Below are 25065 nucleotides of genomic sequence, written 5' to 3'. Positions count from 1 at the left end.
CGAGGTCAATCCCGCTGGACGGAATTGTCGGTGGTGTCCGTGACAATCCGCGGCGGGGGCAGGGGTGGTCACGGCTCGGAGGTGCGGCGATGGCGTTCGACGTGGAGCTCGCGGAACGGGTCAGGGACGTGCTGGGGCCACGGCCGGGGCTGTCGGAGAAGCGGATGTTCAGCGGGCTCGCGTTCCTGCTCGAAGGGAACATGATCTGCGCGGTGACGAGCAGGGGGCTGATGCTGCGGGTCGGGCCGGACGCCTACCCGGCCGCGCTGATCCAGGAAGGCGTCGGGCCGTTCGAGATGCGCGGCCGGGCGATGACCGGCTGGGTGCTCGTCGACCCGGACGCCCTCGCCGACACCGACGCCMTCATCGAATGGGTCGACCTGGGCGTCCGTTTCACCGCCACCCTGCCCGCCGGCGGCAGCAAAGCGAGATAGCCCCACCGTGCCGTGTGGGATCGCCGCCGTTCGGCGGTGAGTGACCGTGCGGCGCCGAGGCACGCCTCCGAGCGCGACGTGGCCCCGCGGGAGTGGCCGCTGGTGGGTTGTTGGCGTTCCAGCGATGGGTGACCGTGCGGCGCGGAGGCGCGCCTGCGCGGAGGTCGCCGCAGCGCACGTGAGCGGAGGAGGACACGGCGCGGAGGTCCCTTGGGAGCGAAGCGAGCAAGGGGCCGTAGCGCCGTGCCCGGACGGAGCGAACCAGAAACTCAGCCGACGCGATCCGCGGGGCCGGACTTCACCGCCTCGACGAGCTGGCCGAGCTGGGAGTCGCTGAGCTTGCCGCAGCTGGCCAGGTCCGCCTCGCTGATCATGCCGACGAGGCGGCGGTTGTCGATGACCGGCATCCGCCTGATGCGGTGCTCGCTCATGCTCTGCAGTACCTCGTCGACGCCGGCACTGGCGTCGACGTAGAACGGCTTGCCCTGCGCGAGCTGGCTCGCGGGTGTCGTCGCCGGGTCGCCGCCGGCCGCGAGGCAGCGCACGACGATGTCGCGGTCGGTGATGATCCCCTGCAGTCGATCGTCCTCGCCGCAGATCGGCAGCGCGCCGACGCCCAGTTCGCGCATCTTGCGGGCGGCGTCGAGCAACGTCTGGCTCGAGCCGATGCAGGTGGCGTCCTGGTGCATGATCTCGCGTGCGGTCGTCGTCATCACGGTCCTCTCGTTGACGCGTGGCCGGCGTGGACGCGGGCACCGTTTCCAGCCGCGCCGCCCGCGCGGGCCCATGCGGGTGGCCGCCCGGCGCGGGCGCCGTTGGCCGCGCCCGAGGTCGCCGGGAGTGCCGGTCGACCGGCCGGCCGCCGTCGCCGGACGCCGGGGGACCCGTGCGCCTGGCCGGGTCGTCCGAGGACGACCGTGGCGAGCCGGCTGGCCGCCAACGGCATACCCGCCCGCCCCGCTCACAAGCCCCGCCACGCCGGGGCCGTTGATCGTCTCGGCCTCCACGGCGGTCCCCATCGGCCCACGACGCGTCCCTCGCCGCCACCACCGGCCGGTGGGAAGCCGGCTGGGTGGCGAGCGGGTCACTCCGTGCGCAGACCATCCGGGCGCATGAGGCGCAGGAGCACGGGCAGGCTCGCCGCCGTCGTGCCGAGGACGACGACAGCGGTCGCCACCGAGACGGTCGCGATGTTCGCCCAGTCGAAGCTCGGCGGCAGGCCGACCATTCGCAGCAGCGCGGCACCGAGCCCCATCCCCAGGCCGACCGCGAGCGTCACCCCGAGCACCATCGGCAGCCCAGCCTGCCAGAGGACCGACGCCGCCAGGGTGCGCCGCCGGGCGCCGAAGGCCACCAGCACCGCCAGCACCCGGCGCCGCTCCCGCAGCTGCTCGACCATGGTCACCAGCAGGCTCGCGCCGACCATGGCGAGCACCGCGACGATCCCGACATACATCGACATCCGGATCTGGCCGAAGACCGGGTCGACGACCGTGCGCTCGAATGCCAGGACATTCGCCAGCGGGTCGACCCGGGCGGCGGCCACCGCGACCTGGTCGTAGGCATCCGTCTCGTCACGGTCGACGTCGAGATAGCCGGTGGGGCGCAGCGTGTCGAGGAGCTCCGGGCCGACGGCGCCCGGGGTGGCCAGCACGACGGCGCGGATCGGCGCGTCCGGACGCGTGGCGACGACGCCGGACCCGGCGGGGATCGTCCAGGCGCTGCCAGCGCCGGCCACGTCGGGGCTCACGATCATCCGGGTTCCGGGGCCGGGCAGCGCGCTGGACGCCCCCGACACGAGCGCGCCGACCGTCTGGCCCGTGAGCTGTTCGGGGCTGATCACGACGGGCGGACCTGCGCCGCCTCCGCCGGTGGAGGCGTCCGGCGCCGCGAGGAAGGCATCGCCGTCGGCGCAGTCGGGCAGGACGGCGAACCGTCTCAACGACGCGCAGTCGGCGACCGCCAGGCTCGCGGACAGCTGGCCGTTGGCCTGGTCGCCGCCGATAGGGTCGACTGTCATCATCCAGCCCTCGGCCGACACCCACACCTGGCGCGCCGCGGGCACGGCCGCCAGCGCCAGCCCCAGGTCGGTGACGGTCGAGCCGGGCGAGCCGGCGTAGACCATCAGCCGGGCCATGTCCGTGCGCCTGCCGTCAGGACCGATGCTGACGTTGCGGGTGAACCGGTCCTGGGCGACGGAGAAGACCATCTGCAGCGCGATGGCGCCGGTGACGGCGACCGCCACCGCCGCGACCGCCCGCACGGTCGTCGCGCTGTCCAGCTGCAGCCGGCGCACCGCCAGCTGCCAGGCCAGCGGGCCGGGGCCAAGCCGGCGAACGACCGCGTCGAGCACCCACGGCAGCAGCACGGTCACCCCGACCAGGACCAGCACGACGCCGGCGGCGAGCTGGGCCTGTTTCCCCCGGTCGAAGACCTCCTCGCCGCCCGCGTGCAGGGGCAGCAGCAGGGCGATGCCGACCGCGGGCATCGCGAGGCGCCACCACAGCCGCCGCCGCGTCGTCGGGGCGAGGCGCACCACGCCGAGCGGCTCGATCACCACCCGGCGCAGCGAGAACAGGGTGATCGCCACCGCGCTGGCCGGCACCGCGACGAGGACCAGCGCGGCGAGCGCCAGGCTCGGCCGGATGTCGCCCGCGAACACGCCGTTGCCGAACAGGGTGACGCGCTGCGCCAGCGGGCGCCCGGCGAGGAACAGCGCGGCGCCGGCGACACAGCCCGCGAGCGCGCCGGCCAGAGCCCCACCGGCCGCGATCCGCCGCGCCATTCCCGGGTCGGCGCCGACGAGCCGGACCGCCGCCAGCTGCCGGTCGCGCGCCTGCGATCCGAACCGCACGGCGGCCGCGGTGAACGCGCCGATCGGCAGCAGCAGCACGGCGACGATCACGATGATGAGCATCGTCAGGACGCCCGGCACCGACGCACCCCGCTGAGGGCGGCCGAAGTGGTCGATCCGGAACTCCTGGCCGTTGCCCGGCGCGCCGCCCGGCCGCCGGTCCCGAGGCTCCCCGATGTAGACGTACAGCTCGTGGGGACCGGCGAGCCCCGCCGCATCGATCACGCCGACCCGCTCGAAGGGCAGCCGTGCGGCCAGGAGCGCGCCACGCGGCGCGTCGAGCAGCCGGGCGAGCGCGGGGGACACCACCATCTGACCCGGGCCGGGCAGGGCGGACAGACCCGGTGGAACTGGCGGGTGCGCCCCGTCCGGCCGCACCACCAGCCCGGCGACCTCCTGGCCGTGGGTTCTGGTCTCGTACGGCTGGGCCACGACGGTGGTGTCTCCGGGGACGACCGGTCCGCCGACGAGGTAGGACGACGCGTCGCGGTCGGCGCGCCGGTCGTCGCGGGCGCCGAGGATCGCGGGCGTGGACGCGGCGACCAGCAGCAGCGCGACACCGAGTCCGACGCCCACGCCCGTCATCGCGGTGCGCAGCCACGCCGACGGGCCGCCGGCCAGGGTGAGGCGCGCCCCGAGCAGTAACTGGACGAACCACGCGCGCGCCCTCGTCCCTGCGGCCGGGGCCGCGTTGGTGGCGGTCACGGCGGGGGCGCTCATCCGGTCAGCGACCTGGTCCGGCCGTCGCGGACGACGACCTCCCGGTCGGAGTACGCCGCGACCCGGGCCTCATGGGTGACGAGCACGACCGCCGCGGCCGCCTCCCGGGCCGCCTGGGTGAGCAGGCGCATCACCTCCTCGCCGCTGAGCGAGTCCAGCGCCCCGGTCGGCTCGTCCGCGAAGATCACCCTGGGCTCGGTGGCGAGGGCCCGGGCGACGGCGACCCGCTGGCCCTGGCCACCGGACACCTCGCCGGGCCGCTTGCCGGCGACGTCGTCGACGCCGAGCCGCGCCAGCTGGGCGTGCGCGCGCTCGCGGGCCGTGCGGCGGCTGACACCGCCGAGACGCAGCGGCAGCGCGACGTTCTCGGCGCAGGTCAGCTCGGGGACGAGCTGGCCGAACTGGAACACGAAGCCGAACTCGCCGCGGCGCAGTGCGCTGCGGCCGGCCTCCGACATCGCCGACAGCCGCCGCGTCCCGTAGTAGACCTCGCCCGCGTCGGGGCCGATGATGCCGGCCAGGCAGTGCAGCAGCGTCGACTTGCCCGAGCCGCTCGGGCCCATCAGCGCGACGATCTCACCGGCGTCGACACGCAGACTCGCCCCGTCGAGCGCAGTCGTGGTCCCGAACCGCTTGCGCAGCTCGACGGCGGCCAGCAGCGCACCGGGCGGCCCGGCGTCGCCCGCCGGCGCGGCCAGGCCGACGCCCGCCGACGCCGGGGCCGCCGTGCCGGCCGATACCGGGTCTGCCGTGCCGCCCGGCGAAGGAACCGCTGTCAGGGCGGCCTCGGTTCGGTCCCGGGCGGTCATGGCCTCGTCTCCGCGGCCTCGGTGATCCCGATCGCGGTCCCGGTCGGGGTCGCGATCGTGGCCGCGAGCGCGTCCAGCCGGGCGGCGGCCAGCTCGAGGAAGCGCAGATCGGCCTCCAGGTGGAACAGCGCGTGGTCGCAGACCAGCTGGTCCGCGAGGTCGCCACCGGTCTTGCGGCGGGTGAGCGCGCGCATCACCGTCAGGTGCTCGGCGCGCTGCCGGTCGAGGATGTCGGCGGCGCCGCGCCCGGTGAGCAGGGCGATGACGAGCTTGGTGTACAGCGCGCTGTGCAGGTACACGTCCGGCCGTTCCGGCTGTGCGAGCCAGCCCTCGACGTCGGTGACGCCCGCCTCGGTGATCGCGTAGCGCTTGCGGTCGGGTCCGTCGCCGGGCGTCACGCCGTCGACCTCGACGAGGCCGTTCTTCAGCAGCCGCGACAGCGTCGCGTACACCTGCCCGTAGTGCAGCGGCCGATCGTGCCCGAACCGTTCGTCGTAGCTGCGCTTGAGGTCATACCCGTGGCGCGGCCCGGCTTCCAACAGCCCGAGCAGCGTGTGTCCGATCGACATGCGCGGGACTATACATGGTGCGTATACATGCCATGTATACCGGCTGCGGTCCGCGGTCCGCGGGCTGTGAGCCGGGGTGCGGGAGTTAGGGGAGAGTGAGGATCCGAGGACCCTCGTCGGTGATGGCGACGGTGTGCTCGACGTGGGCGGCGCGGCTGCCGTCGGTGGTGCGCAGCGCCCAGCCGTCCGGGTCGGTGCGGTAACGGTCGCGGCCGCCGGCAACCAGCATCGGCTCGATCGCGAGCACCAGGCCGGTGCGCAGCGGGAAGCCGCGGCCTGGCGGCCCATCGTTCGCGACGTGCGGGTCCTCGTGCATCCGCCGGCCGATGCCGTGCCCGCCGAACCCTTCGGGGATGCCGTAGCGCTCCCGCCGACAGACCCGGCCGACCGCGTGCGAGATGTCGCCGAGCCGTCCACCCGGGCGCGCGGCGGCGATGCCGGCGGCGAGCGCCTCCTCTGCGGCCGCGATCAGGCGCAGGTCCGCCGGGCGCGCGGTGCCGACGACGAAGCTGGTCGCGGCGTCACCGGTCCAGCCGGCCAGCTCGGCGCCGCAGTCGATGCTCACCAGGTCGCCGTCGCGCAGTCGGTAGTCGTCCGGGACGCCGTGCACGATCACGTCGTTGACGGACGCGCAGATCACCGCCGGGAACGGGGTGGGGGCGAACGAGGGCTGGTAGCCCTGGAACGTGGAGGTCGCGCCCGCGTCGGCGAGCACCCGCGCCGCGACCTGGTCCAGCTCCACCAGGCTGGCGCCGACGTGCGCCGCCGCCCGGACCGCCGCGAGCGCCCGGCCGACCACCTGCCCGGCCGCTCGCATCGCCGTGATCGCCGCGGGCGACTTCAGCTCGACCATGCCATCTCCTCCATCCGGGCCGCGTCGTGTCGCGCCGCGTCGTGTCGCCCGTTCGTCCTGTTCGACCGGTCCGGGGCTTGGCCCGATCTCGCCACTATGTGGTCCCGATCCGTGTGACGGCCCGGTCAACTACGGCAATAACTATACCGGTATAACTATCACGGGACTAGGATGCTGAACATGGTGCGGACACCGCTGACCAGCCATGAGCGCGCGCGGGGCGAACGGCTCGGGGCGCTGCTGCGGGCCGCCCGCGGTGAGCGCAGCATGGTGCGCGTCGCCGAGCTCGCCGGCGTGTCGGCCGAGACCATCCGGAAGATCGAGTCCGGCCGGATCCCGACCCCCGCGTTCTTCACCGTCGCCGCGCTCGCCACCGTTCTCGGCATCTCGCTCGACGAGATCGCCGCGGCCTGCGCCAGCCCCGGCGGCGTCGCCGACGCCCTCGACTACGTCGCCAGCCGCATGTCGGCCTGATCCCGACAACCCGTCCCGGTCGCGGGGTCAGACGGCGGCCGACGCGGCGGGCCGAGGCCGTGAGGCGGCGTGGCGTGGCGTGGCGGCCGGCGTTCGGCGCTGTCCGCTGTCCGGCTAGCGACGTTCTGGCGCCGCCGTGGCTGTGGAGCCTAGGCTTCGCGCATGCAGATCTTCGACGATCTGGAAGTAGAGCTGGACAACCTCGACCGGATCCTCGGCGGCCTCGACGAGGCGTCCTGGACGGCGCCCTCGGCGGCGGCCGGCTGGAGCGTCGCCGACGTCGTGCTCCACCTGGCGCAGACCGACGAGACGGTGGTCGAGACCATCGCCGCCGGCCCGGCCGGCGCCCTCGGGTCCGTCGGCGGGGTGGACGAGACCACCTCGGTCGACGAGGCGATGGACGCCTGGGTGAGCCGTGAGCGCGAGGATCCCGCCCGGGTGTACGCCCGCTGGCAGGCGGCGAGGACCGCCGCCCTTGAGGCGCTGCGCCGGGCCGACCCGGACAGGCCGGTCACCTGGGTGGCGGCGCCGCTGCGACCCGCGGCGCTCGCCACCACCCGGCTCGCCGAGCACTGGGCGCACGGCCTGGACATCGTCGAGCCGCTCGCGATCCCGTTCCCGGACACCGACCGGCTCCGCCACGTCGCCTGGCTCGCGCACCGCACCCTGCCATACGCGTTCGCCGTCGCCGGCGAGCAGGCACCGACGGTTCGCTGCGAGCTGATCGCCCCGGACGGCGTCACCGTCTGGGAGTACGGACCGGCCGGCGCCGACCTGGTGATCAGTGGTCCCGCAGGGGCCTTCTGCCGCGTCGCCGCCCGTCGTCTCGCGCCCGAGGCCTCGGGACTGGCCACCTCCGGCCCCGACGCCGCCAAAACCCTCGCCCTGCTGCGTACCTACGCGCTCTGACTGACCCGGCGGCCGCCGATCGTGGTCGATGGTCGCCTCCCAGGACGCGACCATCGACCACGATCGGCTCGCTGGTCGCGAATCGTGGCTGATGAGGGTGTTCAGGGACGCGACCATCGACCACGGTTCGCTGCGTGAAGGCCGGTGGGGATCGAGCGCGCGCGGTAGATGGGATCTTGGCGGATCGCGGCGCGCGGCCGGTGGCCCGGTGGCTCGGTGGCGTGCCGCGCAGCGTTGTCCACGCCGTTGACAGCCCGCAGACTCCGGAAAAAGATCTTGACGGCTTGGTTCGGAAGTCGGGTCGTGGCGGCGGCAAGGGCGACATCGTGGAATTCGACGCCATGGATATCGACTACGGAGGGTAACCGATCGGGCGGGGCGCGTGGGCGGGTGCGCGACGCAGCGCATCCGGGCGAGTGACCTGGTAGATGCCACGGGGTGGGACGTGTCATCGCCGCCTCAAGTCACCGCGAAACGTACCCTCGAGATCTACCTGGCCGTTACCGTGTCGACACATGGAGCTGGAGTACCAGCGGCTGTACCTGCCGCCGTGGACGGACCGGCGGACGGCGCAGACGGTTCTGACCATGCATGCCGAGTTCGGAGGCTGGGAGCTCGAGCGGCTGCGGCTGCTTCCCGACGGCTCGCGGCGCGTGGTGCTGCGCCGCCGCCGCCGGCCCGGCAGCCTGCCCGGCTACCTCCCGACCTGACCTCGGGACCGACCTCGCCCGAGGCGCCCGAGGCGGATCGGCCCGGTGCCCGGCCGATGCCGGCTGGCCTATGGCACGTAGGCGAGCGTGAACGCGAGGGTGGCGTAGACCGTCATCACGGTGGCCGAGATCGCCAGGGCGAATGGCCAGACGGTGCGGCGCCCGAGCGCGAGCGCCGCGACCAGGACGAACGGGAACGCGCCGAACACGTACCGCTCCGAGGAGTCCAGGTTCGAGCCGGTGAACACGGTGAGCAGCACCAGCCCGCACCACACCGGATAGCTCGCCGGCAGCAGCCGGGCCATCAGCACCAGCGCGACCAGCGCGAGCAGCAGCCACGGCACGTGCAACCCCGTGCCGACCTCGCCGTGCAGCGTGCCCTGCGCCGCGTCCCACAGCACCGACAGCGGGTTGCCGGCGGCGCCGTGGCGGGCGGCGTCGCGCTGCATGGTCAGCGGCGCGAGGCCGTCGTGGTACGTCGTCGCCGACCAGGCCACGTAGATCCCGGCACCGGCCGCCGGGGCGACGACCGCGGCGAACCTCGGCAGCCACCAGCGCGGCGACGCCGAGCGCGGCCCGCGGGCCGCCTCGATCAGCATCGGCGCGACCAGCAGCAGGCCCAGCGGCCGGCACAGCCCGCCGAGGAGCCCGGCGAGCGCGGCGAGCCAGAACCGCCCGGACCGCGCGGCGAGGAACGCCCCGACCGCGAGCACCATCGCCAGGGCCTCGGCATAGCCCATCGCCAGCACGAACGCGGGCGGGGCCAGCGCCGACAGCCAGATCACCCGGCGGATCGCCGGGTCCGGGAACCCCTCGGCCCGGGCCAGCCGGGCGAGCAGGACGGTGAGCGCGAACGCCAGCGCGTTGACGACCACCAGCAGCACCGCGCCCTCGTGGCCGGAGAGCCCGGGCAGCGTGCACAGGGCGCGCACCAGCATCGGCAGCAGCGGGAAGAACCGGCGGCTCTCCTCGCCGGCGCCGCCGTAGCCGTGGGTGGCGATGCTCTCGTACCAGCCGGCGTCCCAGCCGAGCAGGCCGGAGTGGTCGAGCCGGCCGCCGTTGTCCGAGACCGAACCGGCCAGGAAGTGGACCAGGCCGAGCGCCGCGGCGACGACGACCCGGCCGGCCACCCAGGCGACGGCCGCCTCGGGTATGTACCAGCGGGAGAGCCGGCCGCCGCGGGCGACGTCGGGGGCGACGCCGTCGGACAGGCCGAACCGGTGCCGGGCCGCGGTGCCGCCGCGGGCGGTCGCCGGGTCCGCGAGCACGACCAGCATGTTGTCGATCTCGTCGGTGTAGCGGCCGGACCGCTCGCCCTCCCGGCGCGTCGCGCGGTGCGCACCGGAGGTCCGTCGCTCCACCGGCCGCGCCGCCGCGGCCGCGTACGGCTCGAACCGGGGACCGGCCACGGCGCCAGCCTCGCCCAAGCTCGGGACGGTGGCGTCCTCGTCCTCGTCGTCGTCGTCCGTGGTCGCGGACCCAGCGGGCGGCCGCGACATGGCCGCCCGCCCGCCGTCCGGCGTGTCGGTCATGACGGAGGCGGAAGGAACCGTACGAGCTGGTAGTTCTCGTACACCTCCGACGGCTTGCCCTGCTCCATCTCCAGGCTGGCCTTCGGCCGCTTGTTCTGGATCTCGGTCTGGATCTGCAGGCAGAGCGTCTCGTAGGTTCGGTAGCCGCCGGAGTCCGCCATGAAGATCGTGTGGCCGCCGGCCTCCGCCAGGGCGCGCTGCGCGAGCTTGACGCCGTCGGCGGCCTGGTTGCGCTCCTCGTAGTCGACCCAGTTGACCCGGTCCGGCGGCCCCCACGTCGGGATCAGGTGCACGTTCAGACCAGGCGGGATCGTGCGGGCGAGGCCGGGCCCGAGCTGGTCGGGGCAGATCAGCAGCAGGTCGCCGGGCTTGGCCTCCCGCTTGAGGACCGAGGCGACGTCGGTGGCCTGGGTGCGCTGCATCTGGACGTCGGCGTATCCGCCGGCCACCCCTGCCAGGGCGCAGACCGCGACCGTGACGCGGACGAACCGCTGGTGGCGCACGACCGTCGCCCCGAGGCCGACGACGAGCAGGAAGGGAACGAACGCCGTCGCCGTGTACCGGTCGGCCCAGGCGTTGCCGACGACCTTGCCGGCGGCGACGGCGACCAGCAGCGTCACCGTGGACAGCAGGAAGAGGGTGCGCCCCGGCTCCCCGCCGCGCAGGTCGATCAGCACGAACCGGCCACCGAGGCCCCGCCCGGCGATGCCGAGCGCGACCAGGCAGGTGATGAACAGCAGCAGGATCCGGCCGACCGTCGACGGGCCGCCGGCCCACTGGCCGTAGGCGTGCGAGATGGCCGCGAAGCTGGCGGGCTCACCCCAGGGGGTGCCGGTGTGCGCCGACTGGAAGCGGAACTCGCCCAGCCACGGGGAGAAGACGATCGCGCCGCAGACGATGCCGAGGACCGCCGCGAACGCTCCGCGCCGGCCGGCGGCGGGGAACCGTGGCCGGGCGGTCGCGGCGGCGATGCGCGCCGCCGCGGCGGCGGCGGAGTGGCGCGCGGCCCTGGCGGCCGCGGCGCCGGTTCCCGGCAGCGGCGCCGGATCGGCGGCGATGCTGCCCGCCGGCAGCCCCGCGAGCGCCAGGCCGACGTCGACGGCGTCCTGGGTGGCCGGGTCGACGGACGGGCCGCCGCCCGGTTGCCCGTCGTCGGAACGGTCGGCCCTGCCGAACAGGAGCTTCGGGCGCCACCACAGCAGGACCAGCCAGCCGCCGACGGTCAGCAGCAGGTAGAGGCACCAGTAGTGAGTGAGCGCCAGCGAGCCGGCCGCGAGTGCCACGTACGCCACCGACAGCGCCGTGGGCTTGCGCAGCGCCCGCTCGATGGCGAGGCCCCCGAGCGCGGTCAGCAGGACGATCAGGCTGTACATCCGGGTCTCGGTCGCGAACCGCAGCGCGAACGGCGAGGTGATGTAGAAGACCACGGCGAGCTGGGCGGCGCGCTGTCCGATGACCCGGCGGCCCAGCAGGTACAGCGGCCAGGCCGCGATCAGGTTGGTGATCGCCGACAGCGCCCGCACCGCCGAGTTGCCGGTGCCGAACAGGCTGATCCAGACGTGCAGGATCAGGTAGTAGAGCGGTGGCGAGCCGTCCTCGCGCAGACCGGTGATCATGGTCGGCCCGTCGCCGGTCAGCGGCAGCCGGGCGATCGCGACGCTCTGCGCCTCGTCGAGCCACAGGTCCTGGCGGGCGGTGAACCGCACCACCACCGCGACCGCCAGGATCAGCAGCATCACGGCCTGGTAGATCCGATCCGCGCGCCCGGGGCGCGGCCCCGGCGTGTCGACCGGCTCGGGGATTCGCTCCGCCGGCCGGACCGCGACGTCCGTCACGGTCTGTCCTCTCCGTCCCTGTCCGTCGGGGGCAGATGCCACCCGAACCTTGCGTTCCCACCGCCTGGCGGATGGGTCCATCTGTGGTCCCGTCCCGGTTTCCGCGTCGGCAGGAGGTGTTTCACGGCACTCTTGCTGATGGTGGTCTGGTGCGCTCGCGGCCGCTCGCCCACCGTCGGGGGCAGGCGAGGTGGCGCCGCCGACCGCTGGCCGGCACGCGCGCACAGTCTTTCATGCGCCCTTTCCCGGGCCGCCTGGGCGTACCGGTTCGCGCCTCCCGCGTCCCTGGCCGTCAGGCCGCAGGAGCTTCCCTTGCGCACCAGCCGTGATCGTGTCATCGCCCCGGGTTGATCGCCGGGCCGTGCGACGTGCCGGGCCAGTTGCGCCCACCACCCACCACCCACCATCTCGTCACCCCGGCGCGCCGGGTGGCCGGCTGGCCGCTGTGCGGCGGGGCGCCGGCCGGGAGGGGCTGGGCCCGGTCTGGCAAGGTGCCGTCATGGCCTCACCCGTCCGCGATGCACGCGTCGTCACCGTCCGCGTGGTCCGGGTGCGTCAGCCCGGATCCCGCCGGAGCCGGCATGACGGCTGAGACACCCGAGACGCCTGAGGCATCGCTTGAGGCGTCGATGCCCGAGACGCCCAGGACGGCGTCGCCGGCGGGGGCGTCCGAGTCGGCGGCGGTGACGAGACCGGTCGCTGGGCTGGTGGCCGCGTGGTGCGCGCTCGCGGTCGGGATCGCGGCGAAGGACGGCCGGTACGGCGGCTGGGCGATCTCGGCGGTGCTCATCGGCTGGGGGGTGGCGGCGGCCACGGTCGCCCTGCTCGGTGGCAGCCGGGGTCCGGCGAGCTGGCTTGGCCGGCCGGTGCGGCTCGCCGCCCGCCGGCTCGGCCGGCCGACCTCGTGGCTGTCGTGGCGGTTGACCTGGGCCGCCGTCGCGCTGGTGGTGGGTCTCGGGCCGCCGCTGCGCCACCCGCGGTACTACGGCTCCGGCGGGTGGGCCGAGGTCGCCGACTGGTGCTCCATCGCCGCGGGGCTGCTCGCCGCGGCCGGCGTCGTCGCGGGCCTGGTGCTGGCCGAGCGGCCGGCGCCCCGGTCGCCGGCGCTGTCCTGGGGGCTCGGCGTGCTGGGCGGCCGGCGTGCCTTCGGGGCCGTGGTGGCGCTCGCCGTCGCCGCGGGCGTCGCGACGGTGCTCGCCGCCCCCGACCCGCAGATCGACGTGTTCCACCTGCTGCAGGCGTCCTCGCGCGGGCTCGTCGACGGCGTGAACATGTACCACCAGGTGTGGCTGACCGGTCAGCCCGGCGACCTGCACGGCGGGCTCGTCGACGTCTACCCCTATCTACCGGCCACGTCGGTGCTGCTCGCCCCGTTCCGGCTCCTGCTCGGCGACGTCCGGTACGGGCTGCTCGCCGCGCTCGTCGTCGCGGTCTACGCCGTCCGGGCGCTCGGCCGGCCCGGCGCGCCGTGGATGCCCGTCGTCCCGCTGCTGGTGCTGGTCTTCCCCGAGTCCTGCTACGCGCTGGAGCAGTCGTGGACCGAGCCGCTGCTGGTCGCCTGCCTCGCCGTGATGGTGTGGGCGGCGTGCCGGGGGAGGGGCGCCCTCGCCGTCGTCGCGTTCGCGGTGGCGCTGGCGAGCAAACAGCACGTCGTCCTGCTGGTCCCGGTGGCGGCGGTGTGGCCCGCGTTCGGCAGGCGGCGCGCCGCCGCGGCGTGCGGGCTCGCCCTCGTGTTCGTGGCGCCCTGGGTGCTCGACGACCCGGGCGCCTTCTTCCACGACGCCGTGCGGACCAACCTCGACTACCCGGTGCTCGACCACTCGCTGTCGGTGACCGGCTGGGCGCATCACTTCGGCGTCGACCTCGGCTTCGGGACGACCGCGGTGGCGCTCGCGGCCGTCTACCTGCTGGCGTGGCGGGCGCGGGGCGACGCGACCGGCTTCGCCGCCGGCGGCGCGCTGGTCCTGCTGACCGTGGTCGAGCTGAACAAGCAGTCGTTCTTCAACCACTACACCCTGCCGATGGCCCTCCTCGTCCTCGCCATCGCGACCACCCTGGCCCCGGCTCCGGGCCCGGGCCCGGAGCCGGCCGACACGGACGCCGCGGATCCGCCAGCCGACGACTGACGGCCCGGACGGTCATCGCAGGGTGGTGAAGCGTTCCAGCCAGGCGCCCTCGTAGAGCGGCTTCTTGTTGACGGCGACGCTGCGGTCGCGGCGGACGTTGAGCTGCTCGGAGACCAGGCTGCACGAGCCCTCGAGGAAACGGTAGCCGTCCGCCTTGACCAGGAAGATCGCGTGGCTCGGCCCGGCGAGGGTGTCCAGGTAGCGGGCGAAGTCGTCGCCGTTGGCCTGCTGCATCCGGGAGGCGTAGTCGACCCAGTCGACGAGCGCTGGGCCGGTGGGGTCCGCGTAGGCGACCTCGCGCAGGTCGGTCTCGCCGAGGCGGGTCAGCGCCCGGTGCACGGCGGGGCCGAGCTGGTCGGGACAGAAGGCGACGACATCACCTGGCCTGGCCTGCTTGGCGATCTCCGCGGCGATCTCGCTCGCCTGGGTGCGCTCCGTCCTGGCCAGCTGGAAACCGCCGATGAGGCCCGCGAGCGAGGCGACGACCAGCACCCCGCTGCGCCAGCGCCGCGACGGCAGGATCGACACGCCCAGTGCCGCGAGCATCAGGCAGGCGGGCAGCGAGATCCCGGTGTAGCGCTCCGCGTAGGCGCTGCCGCCGAACATGTTCACCACGTAGGCGAGCGTCAGCGGAACGAGCCACACGGCGGCCAGGTAGCGGCCGGGCATCCGCCCGGAGGGCTTCACGACCAGCTCCCGGCCGCTCGTCGGCCGGCCGGTCAGGCCGATGAGCGCCCCGCCGAGCAGCACCAGGCCGAGCAGTGCCCCCGTCGACTGCGGGCCGGCCCAGTCGAACACGGTGTCCAGCAGCACCTGCGCCTGCACCCGCGGCGCCCACGGCGTCCCCGTGTGCAGCATCTGGAACAGGAACGACGGCATCCACGGGGCGAACAGCACGGCCGAGGCCGCCATCGCGGCGAACGCGCGCAGCGCCGGGCGGCGGTAGAGCGGCCGGCGCCGCGACTGCAGCAGCAGGAACGCGGCCACCGTGAAGATCAGCAGGAACGTCCAGTAGTGCGTGTAGACGAGGGCCGCCGTCGTCAGCGTCAGCAGCGCCAGCCGCCAGCGTGACGACCGGTCCAGCGCTCGCAGCAGCGCCAGCCCGAACGCGAGCACCAGCAGGACGACCATCGAGTACATCCGGGTCTCGCTGCCGTAGCGGATCGCGTACGGGGAGCTGACGAACAGCAGCAGCGTCGCGCGGGCGACCCGGCGCGGCGTGGCCTCGTCGCCGTTGCCGTGCGCGGCCGCGAGCGTGCCGACCCGGAGGCCTGCGGCCCACGCCAGCGGCAGGGTCGCCAGCGAGAACACCCCGGACAGCGCCCGCACGGCGACGTCCCCGTCGCCGAACACCTTGATCCAGACGTGCAGCAGCAGGTAGTACAGCGGCGGCGCGCCGTCGTGGCGCAGCGCCGCGAGCAGGCCCCCGACGGGCCGGTGCGCGATCTCGACGGTGAGCGACTCGTCGAGCCACAGGTGGCTGGTCGTCGCGAACCGCAGCGCCCCGCCGATCAGGACCGCGGCCGCGATGAGGATGAGCGGCAGCCGTCCGCCGACCCGCGCGGCCAGCGGGCTGCGCCGCGCCCGGGCGGCCAGCTTCACCCAGACCGCCGTGAGCCACCCGCCGAGGCGGCGGGCGGCGCCCGCCGGCCCACCGGTGCCGGCGGCCGGGCCCGTGCCGTCCTCGCCGTCCATGCCACCCGCGCCGTCGTGTGCGCGGTCCAGGGTCCCGCCCGACGGGGTGTCCTGGCCGCTGTCGGGCGAGGCGCCGGCCGAGACGGGGCCGGCCTGCGCGGAACCCGCCGCGAGGGCTGGTTCCCGGACGCCGGCGGCCGGGACGCGGGACGCGGGCGGCGCCGGTTCCCGGCGGCGCAGCGGGCCGGGATCGACCGGCGGCGCCTGGCGCGGGACGGTGGCGGTCGCCGCGGTGTCGGCGGGCGGCTGGGCCGAGGCCTGCGTGGGGACGGCCGTGGCGGTCAGTTCCGCCGGGCTCGGCTCCGTCGTCGCGGTGGGGTCGCCCGACGGGTACACGATCGGGCTCGCGGATGAATCCATGTTCACGCCACGGACGCTACCGAGGCCCCGAATGGACCAACGCGGCCGCCGTCCCTGCCCGGTCCCGGTTGGTCCGGCGGCGCCCGCGACCGGCCGGCCCAGGCGCCGGGCGGGGCGCCCGTGGCCGCCGGCTCGCGGCTGCCCGGCCGGCGGGTCGTGGCTCACCCGACGGTCTCGGTCACGCGTCGGGGGCCACCCGCGGCACCGGCCACCGGGGCGGTGACGTCGACGTCACCGTCCTCGTCCAGCTCGGTGGGCTCGCCCGCCTCGGCTCCGGCGAGCAGCGGCGCGAGCAGGGTCATGCGGCGCCGGCCGCCGGCCGTACGGACGGCCTGGCGCAGTGCCGGGCCGTTGACGGACACGATCGACAGGTGACCGCGGGCCCGGGTGATGGCCGTGTAGACCAACGGGCGGTTGAGCATCCGGCCAGCCTCCGGTGGGAACACGGTGACCACCGCCGGCCACTCGCTGCCCTGCGCCCGGTGCACCGTGACCGCCCAGCCGTGCCGCAGGTCGCCGAGCACGCCGGCCGGCACCTCCAGCGTGCCCCCCGGGAACGTCACGAGCAAACCACCGCGGTCGGCGAGCTTCGTGACCACGCCGATCTCGCCGTTGGCGAAGCCGACGTCCAGGTGGTTCGCCGTCGCGACCACCCGGTCGCCGACGTCGAACCCGCCCACCGTCCCCGGGCCGGGGTTCAGCGCCGCCTTCAGGGCCGTGTTGAGCGCGACCGTCCCCGCCGGGCCCGCGTGCACCGGCGTGACGACCTGCACGTCGGCCGGCACGATCCCGAGCACCCGGGGGATCGAGTCGGTGACCAGCTGCACGACCCGGTGCGCCGCCTCTCCCGCGGAGCGGGCCATGACGACGACCACCTCCCGCTCCGGGCCGTCTACGGGCGGCGGCAGCTCGCCGCCGCGCACCGCCGTCGCCAGCTGCGCGATCGCCCCGCCGGCGGACTGCCGGTACAGCCGGGAGAGCTCCGTCACCGGCGCCACCCCCGACTCGATCAGGTCGGTGAGCAGCTGGCCGGGACCGATGCTCGGCAGCTGCGCCGGGTCGCCGACGAACAGCAGATGGGTGCCGTCCGCGCAGGCCTCCACCAGGGCGGCGGCGAGCTCCGCGTCGACCATCGACGCCTCGTCGACGACGACCAGGTCGGCGTCGAGCGGGTAGTGCTCGCCGCGGGTGAACCCGCCGTTCCTGCCCTGGGCGCCGAGCAGCCGGTGCAGCGTGCTCGCCGGGGTGTCGCAGAGCTCCTCCAGCCGCTTGGCCGCCCGGCCGGTGGGCGCGGCGAGCGCGATCTCGGCGCCAGCGGCGCGGGCGAGGCCGACGACGGCGGCGACGGTCCGGCTCTTGCCGGTGCCCGGGCCGCCGGTCAGCACGCTGACCCCGACGGCCAGCGCCGTGCGCGCCGCCGCCAGCTGGACCTCGTCCAGCCCGTGGGTCGGGTCCTCCTCGGCGTCGCCCGCCGCTCCGGTCGCCGGTCCGGCGAGGACGGCGGGGCCGCCTTCGCCGGGTGCGGCGTCCGCGACGTCATCGGCGTCCCCGCCGGCCGGCTGGGCGGTGTCGCCGAGCTGGCCGGCGCCGTCCGTGTCGAGGCCGAAGTCGAGCTCGGCCTCCAGGTGCGCCGAGGCCTGGTCGTCATCGTCGCCGTCGGTGGCCGGGGCCGGGCCGCCGTCCCCGGGCGCGCCCGGGCGTGAGCGGGGGCGACGTCGCCCGCCCGGGCGTAGGGGCTCGGCCGTCGCGGTGAGCCGTTCGATGCCGTCGGCGATGGCCTGCTCGGCCATCGCGTACCGCTCCAGGCCAATCCGGTCGTCGACGAGCACGAGGCGGCCGTCCCGGGCGGCGTCGGCGAGCGCCGCGGCCGGGTCGCTCACCCCGTCGCGGGTGGCCGCGGTCAGCACCGCCGCGGTCGGCCCCGCCGTGTCCCCGGCGCGGGCCGCGGCCCTGGCGAGCAGGTGGACGAGCACCCCGGGGCCGCGGCGCGGGTCATCGCGCCCCAGCCCCATCGACCGGGCCAGCCGGTCCGCGTGGGTGAGCTCGGCCTCGCCGCCGACCAGCAGCATCCAGGGGTCGGCGCGCAGCTCGTCGGCCGCCCGGGCGCCCAGCTCGTCACCGATCCCCCGGGCCAGCCGCACGGGCAGGTCGGCCGCGGCGAGCAGTTCGGCGACCTCGTAGCGCCCGGAGGCGGCGCGGAACGTGTCCAGCAGCCGGCGCGCCCGCGGCCCGCTCACTCCCTCGACGGCGCCGAGCCGGGCCAGGTCGACGTCGTCGGGGCGGCGGATGCCCGCGGCGGCGAGCCGGGAGGCGGTGGTCCGCCCGAGCCCCGGCCACAGCCCCGCCGCGCAGAACGCGTCGAACAGCGGGTCGGCCGCCGAGGGCCCGGCCCCGGACGTCGACGGGCGCTGGTCCGCGGGAGCGTCCGAAACGGGGGCGGAGCCGCGCGCGCCCACGGTCCTCCGGGCGTCGGGAGCAGGGGAGGTCTGGTCCGGCATGCCCGAAGCGTAACCAGCCCCGGCTGGTGTCCCGGTAGCCTGACCACCGCCGCGCCGGGGTCGGTATGGGCCGTTTCCGGGTCGGCTTCGGCGGTGCCGGACGCCGTCGGCCCGTGTCAGGTCCCTGCGGTCTCGCGCCGCGCGCCTCGCGGCCTGTCGGGCGCCGGCGGTCAGCCGTCGATCGACAGGCTCACCTGTCGACGATCTCGGCGTCGACGATCTCCTCGTCGACGCCGCGGCGCATGGGGCCGGTGGGCGGGCTGACCGGCGTGGAGTCGGTGGGGTAGAGCTCGCCGTCGAGGATGTCGGTCACGGCCGGCCCGCGCGCGGCGCGGTGGCGCCCGCCGAGCCGTGGCCCGGTCTGGTGCGCCGCTCCCGCTGCCCCCGCCGGTGCCGTCGGCCGCGCGGCCTCGCCCGGCGGTGACGTCGCGGGACGTGGCGGCCGGCCGGACGCCTTGCCGTCGGCTGAGGCAGCTGACGGTGCCGGCGCCGCGCGGGACCGCGGGGCGGTATGCGTGGGTCCGGACGTGGGCTTGGGCTCGGCCGGGGCGGCGGGCGGCGGGCCGGCCGCGTCACCTGGGCGGGTCGGTGGCCGTTCCGTGTCATCGGGGGGTGCCTCGGCGCCGGCCCGGGCGAGGTCGCCGACCGCGCGCTCCATGTCGTCCGAGGCGACCAGGCCGCGCAGCCGCAGCATCGCGCCGAGCAGCTCGCCCTGCTGGCGGCGCAGCGACTCCAGCGACGTGGCCGTGCGGGAGATCTCGGCCTCGAGGTCCTCGTGGCGCTCCCTGGCCAGCCTGCGGGCCTCGGCGACGGCGTCGGCGAGCAGCTTGTCGGCCTGCTGGCGGGCCTCCTGCGTGATCGGGTGGTGCGCCCCGGCGTCGCTGACCACCTCGTGAAGGGTCTGCTCGGCGACCAGCCGGGCGCCGGCGACGATCTCGTCGGCCATCTGCTGGGCGATCGCGAGCATCCGGCCGATCCGCTCGCCCAGCCGGGAGGCGGCGTCGAGGTCGTCGGCCGCGCGCCGGTCCCGCTCGTGGCGCAGCGCCGCCTCCGCGGCGGCGACCCGCGCGGTCAGGTCGCTGGAGTACTGCCACAGCGTGTGCACATACCCGTCGACCTGCTCGGGGTCATAGCCCCGGGCGACGACATCGAAGGCGGGCTGAGGCGCGTCGGCCCCGTCGCCGGGCGGGTCGCGGTGGTGCGGCGCCATACTCCAGCCCCCTTTTACGTCTGCACCACGTCAAGGTCTACACCGAGTAGCGCGTCAACCAGCATCCGGGTAAGCACCGGCGTGTCCGTGTCGTCGCTTTCCGGCGGCGCGCTGGCCGCGAGGGCGCCGTCGACCCACCGGTCGACGGCGGCGAGCGCGGCCGGCGTGTCCAGGCCGGTGGCGAGCGCGGCGCGCACCTCGGCGAGCAGACCGGTGGCGTCCGGCGCGGTCGGCAGGGCCACCGCGGCCCGCCAGCGGGCCAGCCGCGCCTCGGCGGCGGCGAGCTCGGCCGGGGTCCACTCCCAGTCCTCGCGGTAGGAGTGGGCGAGCAGGGCGAGCCGGATCGCCGCCGGGTCGACGCCACGGCCCAGCAGCCGCGAGACGAACTCCAGGTTGCCCCGCGACTTCGACATCTTGTGCCCGTCGAGCTCGACCATGCCCGAATGGACGTACCGGTGGGCGAAGGGGTTGCGTCCGGTCGCGACCTCGGCGTGCGCGGAGGAGCACTCGTGGTGGGGAAAGGCCAGGTCGGCGCCGCCGCCCTGCAGGTCGATCACGTCACCCAGATAGTGCCGGGCGATGGCCGAGCACTCGATGTGCCAGCCGGGCCGGCCCGGGCCGAACGGCGACGGCCAGCTCGGCTCGCCTGGCCGCTCGGCGCGCCACAGCAGCGGGTCGAGCGGGTCCTTCTTGCCGCGCCGGTCCGGGTCGCCGCCGCGCTCGGCGGACAGCTCGCGCATCGCCGCGGCGTCCAGGCCGCTGACATAGCCGAACCGGGGCGCCGCGGCGACCGAGAAGTACACGTCCCCGTCGAGGGAGTAGGTCGCGCCGGCGGCGGCGAGCTCGGAGATCATGTCGACGATCAGCGGCACCGCCTCGACCACCCCGACGTAGTGCTCCGGCGGCAGCACCCGCAGTGCCGCCATGTCGGCGCGGAACAGGTCGGTCTCGCGCACGGCGACGTCCTCCCAGCCGACGCCGTCGCGGGCGGCCCGCTCCAGCAGCGGGTCGTCGACGTCGGTCACGTTCTGCACGTAGCGGACCCGGTAGCCGGCGTCGCGCAGCACCCGGTTCACCAGGTCGTAGGTGAGGTAGGTGAACGCGTGGCCGAGATGCGTCGCGTCATAGGGCGTGATCCCACAGACGTACATCGTCACCACGGGCGGCTCGGCGCCCGCGTCGATCCCGGCGGGCGCGCCTGGGCCGACCGGTTCGAGCCGGCCGGTCGCGGTGTCGACGAGCCGTGGCCGCTGGCCTCGTCCGGGCAGGGTGGGAACGGGACAGGCCGGCCAGCTGTGCATGTCAGCCAGCGTAGCGGGGCTCGGACACACCTCGGGCCTGTCCGGACAAGCGCGATCAACCACTCGAACCGCCCGGATGTCGGAAGCGGTCGGTAGCGTGAGCCTGCCTGGCCGTGTGGCCGGGCGGGCTGACGAGGGAGGCACCCGGTGTCGACGGTGCTGCTGGTGCGTCATGGGCTCACCGCGCTGACCGGGAAGCTGCTGCTGGGCTGGACACCCGGSGTCGGCCTCGACGAGCGGGGCCAGGCGCAGGCGCGGGCGGTCGCGGGGCGGCTTGCCCGGGTGCCGCTGGACGCGGTCGTGAGCAGCCCGCTGGACCGCTGCGCCGAGACCGCGGCGCACATCGCCGCCACCCGGCCCGAGGGCACCCCACCCCTTGAGGTCCAGCTCGACGACCGGCTCGGCGAGTGCCACTACGGCGACTGGACCGGCCAGGAGCTCGCCACCCTGGTCAAGGACCCGCTGTGGAAGGTCGTGCAGGCGCACCCGAGCGCGGTGACGTTCCCCGGGCCGAAGGGGGAGGCGCTGCGCGACACCCAGGCCAGGGGGGTCGCGGCGGTGCGGGACTGGAACGCCCGGCTCGGCAAGGACGCGACCTGGCTCGCCTGCTCGCACGGCGACGTGATCCGCGCGATCGTCGCCGACGCGCTCGGCATGCACCTGGACATGTACCACCGGATCAACGTCGACCCGTGCTCGGTCACGGTGATCCGCTACGAGGAACGCCGCCCGTTCGCGCTGCGCCTCAACGACCTCGGCGGCGCCGTCGACGACCTTCTCCCGAAGCCGAAGGAGCCCGCGCGGCCCGGGGCCGAGGGCGCGCACGGCGAGAACGGCCAGGCGGCCGGCCCCCCGACGGCGGCCCAGGCCGGCCCGGCCGAGGACGACGACGCGTCGAGCGACTCGGTCGTCGGTGGCGGCGCCGGCGTCTTCCCGCCGGTCTGACCGCGCGGCCGGGCGGGGACATCGGGACGGTTGGCGAGTGGGCCTGGTCACAGGTGACGAGGCCGGGACGGCGGGGCGGGAGACTAGGACGGTGGACGCGGCAGCGGGCGGCCCTGGGCCCGTGACGGACAGGCGCGGCGGTGACGAGACCGCCGGCGCCGGTGCCGGCGGTGCCCGGCCAGGCGCCGTGGCGCCCGGTGGCGCCGGGTCGGGTGGCGCGAGCGTGCCCGCCGCGCGGGGCCAGTCGCCGTCACGGCCGGGGCTGGAGCCGAGCGACGCCGGGGGACTGTCCGCCGAGGCGGCGCTCGAGCTGCTGCGCACCGGGGAGATCACCGTCGAGGGACGCCTGGTCGAGGCGAGCAACGCCACCCTGTTCTGCGTGGTGAGCGCCGCCGGCGCCGAGGCCCACTGTGTGTACAAACCGGTGCGCGGCGAGCGGCCGCTGTGGGACTTCCCGGACGGGACGCTCGCCGCGCGCGAGTACGCCTCCTACGAGCTGTCCGAGCAGCTCGGCGACGGGCTGGTCCCGCCGACCGTGCTGCGGGACGGCCCGTTCGGCGTCGGGATGGCGCAGCTGTGGATCGACGTCGACGAGACCGTCGACGTGGTCGACCTGGTGCGCACCGGCGACGGGCGGCTGCGCCGCATCGCCCTGTTCGACGCCGTCATCAACAACGCCGACCGCAAGGGCGGCCACCTGCTGCCCGCGCCGTCCGGCCGGGTCTACGCGATCGACCACGGCGTGACGTTCCACGGCGACGACAAGCTGCGCACCGTGCTGTGGAACTGGCGCGGCCAGCCGTTCGACGACGCCGAGTGCGCCCTGCTCGACGGCCTGCGCGCCGCGCTCGGCGGCCCGTTCGGCGACCGGCTCGACGACCTGCTCACCCAGTCCGAGATCGCTGCCCTCGCGGCCCGCGTCGACCGGCTGCTGGGCCATGGCTGCTTCCCGAATCCTTCCGACGACTGGCCGCCGATTCCCTGGCCGCCGTTCTGACACCGCCGGCTGAGCCGGCCGAGCCGGCTCAGTCGGGGCCGTACCCGGCGTCGCGTGCGGACCGCCGCCCCGCGGACCGCCGCCCGTCGGACCGTGGCCACCCGGCGGCGCGCTAGGGCGCGGTGGCCTGGGGCGCGATCGCCATGAGCGTGCGCAGATAGTCAAGGGTGACGTCGTGCAGGCTGGTGACGCGCAGGAGACGGGCCGAGAGCTCGGCGATGTCCTCCGCCGCGGGCCGGGACCCTCCTGCGGGCACCGGCACCGGCACCGGCTCCGCGCCGGCGGGGCGCCCCACCTGGGCCGCGGCCTGGGCCGCGTCGGTGGCCAGCGCGGCGTCCGTCGCGGCCGCCACCTCGGCGAGGCTCGGCAGGCTGGGGGAGGAGGGAACGAGGATGGTGCGGCAGCCGGCGCGCAGGCCGGCCAACGCCCCCGTCGTCGAGTCCTCGAGCACGACGCAGCGGGCCGGGTCGACCCCGAGGGTCGCGGCGGCGACCAGGTAGGGGTCGGGGAACGGCTTGCGTCGCGCCACCTCGTCGCCCGCGACCGTGACGGTGAACAGGTCACGGCCGAGGGTGTCGAGCACCGGGTCCATCAGCGAGCGGAACGACGACGACACCAGCGCGGTGGGCAGGCTGGCGGCCTGCAGCGCCGCCAGCAGCTCCGGCGCGCCCGGCTGCCGGAGGATCAGTTCGGGGGTCCTGAACAGCTCGACGGCGCGGTCCACCAGGAAGCGGGCGGCCTGCGCCGGGTCCGCGTCGATGCCCAGCATCGACAGCATGAGCGGGACGGCGGTGTCGACGCCGTGCCCGAGCATCGCGTGCTTCATCTCCGAGGTGAACGCGCGGCCGTAGCTCGCCGCCAGCTCCTCCTCGGCGATCGTCCACAGGTGCTCGGTSTCGACCAGCAGCCCGTCCATGTCCAACAGGACCGCGGCCGGCCGCGCGTCCCCCACGGCGTCGGGAAGCCCTGCGGCGACAGGGGTGCCGGGAAGCTCGGAGGCGCCAGCGGCGGCGGCGGTCACAGGGCGGAGGCGAGGTCGAGGCGCACGCCGAAAGCGTACCGGCGGGCCGGTGCCCGGCCAGGTGACCGGCGCCACCAGGGCCCTCGGGAGGCGACCGGACGGGTGGGCGTCAGCGGACAAATCGGTCTTCCCGGCGGGGGCGGGGGGGACGAGGCGGCAGAAGCCGCCGGTCGGTGCGGCGCCCGTCCACCGGGCACGGCAGACTTGACCGGACCAGCCCCGGAGCGCAGCGCAAACCGGCGGTTCGAACCGGCCGGGTGGCCGGGTACCCCGATGCGGGGCGATATGGGGCACACGACGGGCGGGGCTGCCGGGAAGACGTACGGTGGCACTGTCACGGGAGCCGCCGGCGGGCGGCGGGAGGTGGTAGGTGATCGAGTTCTCCGGTGTCGGACAGCTCCGGTCGCCGGTCGTCGTCGCTGCCTTCGAGGGGTGGAACGACGCGGCCGACGCGAGCTCCGCGGCGGTGGAACACCTGGAGACGGTCTACGGCGCCCGGGTCATCGGTGCCATAGACCCGGACGACTACTACGACTTCCAGGTCAACCGGCCGACGGTCAGCGGCGTCGACGGCGAGGCCCGCAAGATCTCCTGGCCGACGACCCGGCTGTCGGTCGCCCGGCCGCCGAAGTCCGACACCGACCTGGTGCTGATCCGCGGGCTCGAGCCGAACATGCGCTGGCGGGGCTTCACCGACGAGCTCATCGAGGCCGTGCACGCCCTCGGCAGCGACATGGTCGTCACCCTGGGCGCCCTGCTCGCCGACTCCCCGCACACCCGGCCGGTCCCGATCAGTGGCACGGCCGGCGACCCGGCGACCGCGGCCCGCCTCGGCCTGGAGTCGTCCCGGTACGAGGGGCCGACCGGGATAGTCGGGGTCTTCTCGGACGCCTGCGCACGTGCGGAGCTCGCGAGCGTGTCGTTCTGGGCCGCGGTGCCGCACTACGTCGCGAACCCGCCCTGCCCGAAGGCGACCCTCGCGCTGCTGCGCCGCGTCGAGGACCTGCTCGACCTGGAGATCCCGCTCGCCGACCTGCCGGAGCGGGCGCGTGCCTGGGAGCGCCAGGTCGACGAGCTGGCGGCGGGAGACACCGAGGTCGCCGAGTRCGTCCGCTCGCTGGAGTCCCGGGAGCCGGAGACGGCGCTGCCCGAGGCCTCCGGTGACGCGATCGCCCGCGAGTTCGAGCGCTACCTGCGCCGCCGGGGGCAGTAG

Annotated in this window: 21 protein-coding genes; 9 read left to right on the top strand and 12 right to left on the bottom strand. The window is 75.4% G+C overall.

Going from position 1 to position 25065, the window contains the following annotated elements; genetic code table 11:
* The first annotated feature begins 89 nt into the window (after positions 1-89).
* Complete coding sequence (locus BCD49_RS20755) at positions 90-434, top strand: TfoX/Sxy family protein (protein WP_071041795.1); 345 nt, start codon at positions 90-92, stop codon at positions 432-434.
* A gap of 269 nt (positions 435-703) precedes the next feature.
* Here the strand turns inward: BCD49_RS20755 and BCD49_RS20750 are convergent, their stop codons facing one another.
* The 5 genes from BCD49_RS20750 to map form a co-directional block, all read right to left on the bottom strand.
* A complete protein-coding gene (locus BCD49_RS20750; protein ID WP_007518309.1) occupies positions 704-1147 on the bottom strand; it encodes a CBS domain-containing protein in 444 nt (147 codons plus the stop codon).
* Between the two features lie 371 nt (positions 1148-1518).
* Positions 1519-4008 carry an FtsX-like permease family protein gene (locus BCD49_RS20745; RefSeq protein WP_007518311.1) on the bottom strand — a complete coding sequence of 830 codons (2490 nt, stop codon included), beginning with the start codon at positions 4006-4008 and terminating at the stop codon, positions 1519-1521.
* A complete protein-coding gene (locus BCD49_RS20740; RefSeq protein WP_007518313.1) occupies positions 4005-4817 on the bottom strand; it encodes an ABC transporter ATP-binding protein in 813 nt (270 codons plus the stop codon). The genes BCD49_RS20745 and BCD49_RS20740 overlap by 4 nt, the downstream gene beginning before the upstream one ends.
* The gene (locus BCD49_RS20735) at positions 4814-5386 is read right to left on the bottom strand and encodes a PadR family transcriptional regulator (protein ID WP_007518315.1); all 573 of its coding nucleotides are present in this window, start codon (positions 5384-5386) and stop codon (positions 4814-4816) included. Before BCD49_RS20735 ends, BCD49_RS20740 begins: the two co-directional genes overlap by 4 nt.
* Before the next feature lie 85 nt (positions 5387-5471).
* Positions 5472-6239 carry a type I methionyl aminopeptidase gene (map, locus tag BCD49_RS20730; protein ID WP_007518317.1) on the bottom strand — a complete coding sequence of 256 codons (768 nt, stop codon included), beginning with the start codon at positions 6237-6239 and terminating at the stop codon, positions 5472-5474.
* 180 nt (positions 6240-6419) lie between these two features.
* Here map and BCD49_RS20725 point away from each other — a divergent pair, with 180 nt between their 5' ends.
* The 4 genes from BCD49_RS20725 to BCD49_RS20715 all read left to right on the top strand — a co-directional run bounded on the left by BCD49_RS20725 (position 6420) and on the right by BCD49_RS20715 (position 8332).
* Positions 6420-6713 carry a helix-turn-helix domain-containing protein gene (locus BCD49_RS20725; protein WP_007518319.1) on the top strand — a complete coding sequence of 98 codons (294 nt, stop codon included), beginning with the start codon at positions 6420-6422 and terminating at the stop codon, positions 6711-6713.
* Positions 6714-6875: 162 nt separating this feature from the next.
* Positions 6876-7622, top strand: coding sequence for a maleylpyruvate isomerase family mycothiol-dependent enzyme (locus BCD49_RS20720; RefSeq protein WP_007518321.1), 747 nt, complete (start codon positions 6876-6878; stop codon positions 7620-7622).
* 134 nt (positions 7623-7756) lie between these two features.
* A complete protein-coding gene (locus tag BCD49_RS43180; protein WP_131803527.1) occupies positions 7757-7987 on the top strand; it encodes a hypothetical protein in 231 nt (76 codons plus the stop codon).
* A 150-nt stretch (positions 7988-8137) separates the two neighbouring features.
* On the top strand, positions 8138-8332 hold the full coding sequence (locus BCD49_RS20715; protein ID WP_007518323.1) for a DUF5703 family protein: 195 nt from the start codon (positions 8138-8140) through the stop codon (positions 8330-8332).
* A 68-nt stretch (positions 8333-8400) separates the two neighbouring features.
* Here BCD49_RS20715 and BCD49_RS20710 read toward each other — a convergent pair whose 3' ends face one another.
* Positions 8401-9864 (bottom strand): mannosyltransferase family protein, encoded by a 1464-nt coding sequence (locus BCD49_RS20710; protein ID WP_007518325.1) that lies wholly within the window; start codon positions 9862-9864, stop codon positions 8401-8403.
* A complete protein-coding gene (locus BCD49_RS20705) occupies positions 9861-11699 on the bottom strand; it encodes a glycosyltransferase family 39 protein (protein ID WP_071041794.1) in 1839 nt (612 codons plus the stop codon). The genes BCD49_RS20710 and BCD49_RS20705 overlap by 4 nt, the downstream gene beginning before the upstream one ends.
* A gap of 581 nt (positions 11700-12280) precedes the next feature.
* On the opposite strand from BCD49_RS20705, the gene BCD49_RS20695 reads away from it, so the two are divergent.
* Entirely contained in the window at positions 12281-13825 is a 1545-nt protein-coding gene (locus tag BCD49_RS20695; RefSeq protein WP_198536003.1) for a glycosyltransferase, read from the top strand.
* A 12-nt stretch (positions 13826-13837) separates the two neighbouring features.
* Here BCD49_RS20695 and BCD49_RS20690 read toward each other — a convergent pair whose 3' ends face one another.
* From BCD49_RS20690 to mshC, 4 genes are all read right to left on the bottom strand, one after another.
* Positions 13838-15880 (bottom strand): glycosyltransferase family 39 protein, encoded by a 2043-nt coding sequence (locus tag BCD49_RS20690; RefSeq protein ID WP_063630165.1) that lies wholly within the window; start codon positions 15878-15880, stop codon positions 13838-13840.
* Between the two features lie 161 nt (positions 15881-16041).
* The gene (locus BCD49_RS20685; RefSeq protein WP_083401587.1) at positions 16042-18378 is read right to left on the bottom strand and encodes an AAA family ATPase; all 2337 of its coding nucleotides are present in this window, start codon (positions 18376-18378) and stop codon (positions 16042-16044) included.
* A 190-nt stretch (positions 18379-18568) separates the two neighbouring features.
* Positions 18569-19588: a DivIVA domain-containing protein gene (locus BCD49_RS20680; protein WP_007519173.1), complete on the bottom strand. Its 1020-nt coding sequence runs from the start codon at positions 19586-19588 to the stop codon at positions 18569-18571.
* Positions 19589-19602: 14 nt separating this feature from the next.
* Complete coding sequence (gene mshC, locus BCD49_RS20675) at positions 19603-20889, bottom strand: cysteine--1-D-myo-inosityl 2-amino-2-deoxy-alpha-D-glucopyranoside ligase (RefSeq protein WP_007519174.1); 1287 nt, start codon at positions 20887-20889, stop codon at positions 19603-19605.
* Positions 20890-21036: 147 nt separating this feature from the next.
* Between mshC and BCD49_RS20670 the strand changes: the two genes are divergently transcribed.
* Entirely contained in the window at positions 21037-21834 is a 798-nt protein-coding gene (locus tag BCD49_RS20670; RefSeq protein ID WP_007519175.1) for an MSMEG_4193 family putative phosphomutase, read from the top strand.
* 223 nt (positions 21835-22057) lie between these two features.
* Positions 22058-22831: an SCO1664 family protein gene (locus tag BCD49_RS20665; RefSeq protein WP_027140748.1), complete on the top strand. Its 774-nt coding sequence runs from the start codon at positions 22058-22060 to the stop codon at positions 22829-22831.
* Between the two features lie 112 nt (positions 22832-22943).
* On the opposite strand, the gene BCD49_RS20660 is transcribed toward BCD49_RS20665, so the two are convergent.
* Positions 22944-23852 (bottom strand): HAD family hydrolase, encoded by a 909-nt coding sequence (locus BCD49_RS20660; protein ID WP_241832367.1) that lies wholly within the window; start codon positions 23850-23852, stop codon positions 22944-22946.
* A gap of 370 nt (positions 23853-24222) precedes the next feature.
* Here BCD49_RS20660 and BCD49_RS20655 point away from each other — a divergent pair, with 370 nt between their 5' ends.
* Positions 24223-25065: a PAC2 family protein gene (locus BCD49_RS20655; RefSeq protein ID WP_071041793.1), complete on the top strand. Its 843-nt coding sequence runs from the start codon at positions 24223-24225 to the stop codon at positions 25063-25065.

This window comes from Pseudofrankia sp. EUN1h, assembly GCF_001854645.1.
Classification (GTDB): Bacteria; Actinomycetota; Actinomycetes; order Frankiales; family Frankiaceae; genus Pseudofrankia; species Pseudofrankia saprophytica.
Note: the sequence above shows the minus strand (reverse complement) of the source record. Positions and strands in the feature narration are given on the sequence as shown.